We start from the raw sequence: 3,067 nt of genomic DNA, 5'->3' as shown, positions 1-3,067 counted from the left end.
GCGCGCGGCTGTATCTTGCCGCTATTGCGGTTTCGATGATCATCTTCCTTGATGTCGAGCCGCAACATATCGTTATCGCGTCGGCGGTCCTTGTCGTTTTCGGTGTTGTGTTCACACTGTTCGGCGGGCTGAATGCCGTTATCTGGAGCGACCTGGTGCAGGTCGTGCTCTATTTTGGTGGTGCGGTGCTGGTGCTCATTTTCCTGCTGGTGAAAATCCCTGCACCTGCTCCAGAAATCTGGGACGCGCTTCAATCTGCACCGGACGGAATGGACAAGCTGCGTTTGTTTGACTGGTCGTTCGACTTTACCAAGCCGTTTACCGTTTGGGCGATCCTGACCGGGCTGGTGCTGCTCAATATCGGCAATACTGGTCTCGATCAGGACACGACGCAGCGCTTTCTGGCATGCGAAAATGCACAATCGGGCAAGCGCGCTTTGTATGCGAGCATGTGGGCGGCAATCCCTGTGGTGGCTTTATTCATGGCAATAGGATCGCTGCTCCACATCTTCTACAACCGCCCCGACCTGATGGGCGTGAGCGTTGGCGCTACCAATGCGTTCGCGGGCGAAAAAATCACAGTCTTCATGTCGTTCATTCTGTCTGAAATCCCACCCGGCTTGCGCGGGCTGGTAACCGTGGGCGTCATCGCGGCAGCCGCGATCAATTCCGGCCTGATTTCAATGTCTGCGGTGGTCGTGAACGATTTTTACCGGCCCTGGCTGGAACGGCGCGGCGCACCGTCCAATGAGCAGCATTATGTCAACGCCGGACGCGCGGCGATGATATTGCTCGCATGTGCGCTGTTTGCGATGTCGATACTTTGTTTCTATTGGCAGCATTATAGTGACACGCCTTTGCTAGAATTTGTACTCGGCGTCATGGTCTTTGCCTATTCGGGCTTGCTGGGCGTCTATGGCACCGTGGTGTTTACGAAGCGTGGGGCGACATGGTCGGTGATCGCCGCGCTGCTGGCTGGATTTGTCGCGATCCTGCTGCAACAGCATTATGTCGTGGACAGTCTTGGGCTGCCTGCGGCGTGGAAAGCGCTGGCCTTCCCATGGCAGCTATGTATCGGGACGGCAGTCGCATTTGTTGTTTGCTGCGCAGGCCGTGATATCAAGGATAAATCAGATACCGCGCCCGTAATTGCATAAAAGCGTCAAGCCCCGGCTGCCACTGAGCCTCAATCTCGCTGACGGCCTTTCCGTCCAAAATGCCTTTACGGACCGTGTCGGTTCCTGCCAGCTGATCGAAAAAGCTTGGAGTGCCGGCGCGGAATTCAAACTTGTCCGGGTACAAGTCGTGGACCGCCTTCACCAAAGCGATGCCAGTGCGGAATGGCTGGAATGTTGTGCTGTTGGTGGGGATGATCCACACGCCGTGACACGGCTGCCCAGCATATTTGGAAAAATCCGGTGTAAAGGAAATGGGCGTGAAAGTGACACCGGGCAATCCCATTGCATTTAATCGTTCCGTCAGCGCCGCGCCATCGATGAAAGGCGCGCCGATATATTCGAAGGGTTTTGCGCTGCCCCGTCCTTCGGAGATGTTGGTGCCCTCAAACAAGGCCGTGCCGGGATATACTGCGGCTGTTTGGGGTGTCCGCATATTGGGTGAGGGCGGCACCCAAGGCAAATCCCAAGCGACATAGGGCGCCAAGTCGCGATTCCAGCCGCGCATGGGAATAACGCGAAGGCGCGTGCGCAGCTTTTCCTCACCGACGAACATCTGCGCGAGCTCACCGAACGTCATTCCGTGACGTACCGGCATGGCAAAGCTTCCAACAAAAGAGGCAAATGCGGGTTCGAGGACTGGCCCCTCTATCATCACCCCGCCTAGCGGGTTGGGACGATCCAGCACGATCACCTCGGCTCCGGATTTCTCTGCGGCGCGCAGCATGAACAGCAATGTCGAGGAATATGTATAAAAACGCGTGCCGACGTCCTGCAGATCGACCAGCACAATATCAATGCCGTGCATCATCTTGTCAGTCGGCATCTTGGTTTCGCCGTAGAGGCTGTGGACGGGCAAACCGGATTTGGGATCGATGCCCGAGGCCACCTTTTCACCGGCTTGGGCCTCTCCACGCACGCCATGTTCCGGGCTAAACAGCGCGACAAGATTGATGGCGGGATGCGCGCGCAACAGATCGACGTCGCTGACGCCCTTGCGATCAACGCCGGTTTGGTTGGTCAACAGCGCGACCCGCTTTCCCTTGAGCAACGCCCGTTGGTCGGAAAGCAAGGCTTCGATCCCGGGGGTGATATGCCTGATGGGAATGGCGATTGATTTGACGGGGGTTGGAGATTTTGGCTGAACCGGATCAGCCGCAACGGCGGCTAGTGGAAGCAGCGCAACAATAAAGGTCAAAAATAATCGCATCATGAAAGGCTATTGGATAACGGCATCCGCCGCAAAGAAAAAGGGCCGGAGGTTTCCCTCCAGCCCTTTTGATATTCGTGTGATGCCGTGGCTTAAGCGCCAGCGACGTCCGCCAGATTGATCTTGAGGCCTGGGCCCATTGACGAGCTGACCGCAACGCGGCGGACATATTTGCCCTTTGAGCCGCTTGGCTTGTTCTTGATGACGGCGTCGATCAACGCGTCGAAGTTCTTGCGCAGGTCAGCGTCAGAGAAGCTCTTCTTGCCGATGCCGCTGTGGATGATGCCCTGCTTTTCAACGCGGAACTCAACCTGACCGGCCTTTGCAGCCTTTACAGCTTCAGCAACGTCCATGGTGACTGTGCCCAGCTTCGGGTTTGGCATCAGGCCCTTTGGACCCAAGGTCTTACCCAAGCGGCCAACGATGCCCATCATGTCCGGCGTTGCGATAACGCGGTCATAATCAAGGTTACCGGCCAACATGTCTTCCATCAGGTCTTCGGCGCCGACTTTGTCTGCACCAGCAGCGGTTGCTGCAGTAGCCTTGTCGCCACGGGCGAAGACGGCGACCTTCATTTCCTTGCCGGTACCGGCTGGAAGCGAAACCATGCCGCGAACCATTTGGTCAGCATGACGTGGGTCAACGCCCAGGTTCATGGCAACTTCGATGGTTTCGTCAAACT

At 56.8% G+C, this 3,067-nt stretch carries 3 protein-coding genes; 1 reads left to right on the top strand and 2 read right to left on the bottom strand.

Features of this window, described 5'->3' with window-relative positions; genetic code table 11:
- Positions 1–1,157 (top strand): sodium:solute symporter (locus ACIQ5B_RS10685; protein ID WP_397599000.1); only part of this gene is annotated, 1,157 nt, incomplete at its 5' end.
- On the opposite strand, the gene ACIQ5B_RS10680 is transcribed toward ACIQ5B_RS10685, so the two are convergent.
- Positions 1,120–2,388, bottom strand: coding sequence for an exo-beta-N-acetylmuramidase NamZ domain-containing protein (locus ACIQ5B_RS10680; RefSeq protein ID WP_397598999.1), 1,269 nt, complete (start codon positions 2,386–2,388; stop codon positions 1,120–1,122). The two genes, ACIQ5B_RS10685 and ACIQ5B_RS10680, sit on opposite strands and share 38 nt — an antisense overlap.
- Positions 2,389–2,477: 89 nt before the next feature.
- Positions 2,478–3,067, bottom strand: a 590-nt coding sequence (gene rplA, locus ACIQ5B_RS10675; protein WP_397598998.1) for a 50S ribosomal protein L1, incomplete at its 5' end; no start/stop codon positions are given.

Source organism: Sphingorhabdus sp. (assembly GCF_044374345.1).
Classification (GTDB): Bacteria; Pseudomonadota; Alphaproteobacteria; order Sphingomonadales; family Sphingomonadaceae; genus Sphingorhabdus_B.
This window is presented reverse-complemented; position numbering and strand designations above follow the sequence as displayed.

What these genes read in the sequence shown, in the direction of transcription:
- ACIQ5B_RS10680 (WP_397598999.1), bottom strand. Translation starts at nt 2,388, where the DNA reads ATGATGCGATTATTTTTGACCTTTATTGTTGCGCTGCTTCCACTAGCC.